The sequence below is a fragment of the Zavarzinella formosa DSM 19928 genome (genome assembly GCF_000255705.1).
GTDB classification, from domain to species: Bacteria; Planctomycetota; Planctomycetia; order Gemmatales; family Gemmataceae; genus Zavarzinella; species Zavarzinella formosa.
The window spans coordinates 1,104-1,437 of sequence record NZ_JH636465.1 but is presented as its reverse complement, the minus strand read 5'-3'; the positions used below and the strand labels follow the sequence as shown (position 1 = coordinate 1,437).

Below are 334 nucleotides of genomic sequence, written 5' to 3'. Positions count from 1 at the left end.
CTTGAACGTGATCTCCCGAAGCGTCTCGTTCTCGTTCACCGTCTTCAGGGAGTTCAGGTTGATCTCCGTCTCCTTCAGCATCGTCTTCGCGTCCGCCGGGTTCGGATAGGCGTTGTAGTTCACGTACAGCTTCACGTCCGTCTTCATCTTCACGCTGATCAAATCCTGCAAAATCGACAGCACCAGACCCAGCTTGTACGACGGCTCCGTCAGCGACGACAGGTCCAGCGTCTGGTTCATCGCGCTCTGCAGGATCGAAAACCGCTGCTTCTGACGCGGCGAAAAGTCCTTGTCAAAGTCCGTCCCCGAGAACTCCCGCCGACGCGTCGTCAAT

Annotated in this window: 1 protein-coding gene; it reads right to left on the bottom strand. The window is 56.9% G+C overall.

Annotated features, from left to right (window positions below; translation table 11 throughout):
• The coding region (locus BGIM_RS65475; protein ID WP_162136371.1) for a hypothetical protein at window positions 1-240 on the bottom strand (240 nt) is incomplete at its 3' end.
• Window positions 241-334 lie beyond the last annotated feature (94 nt).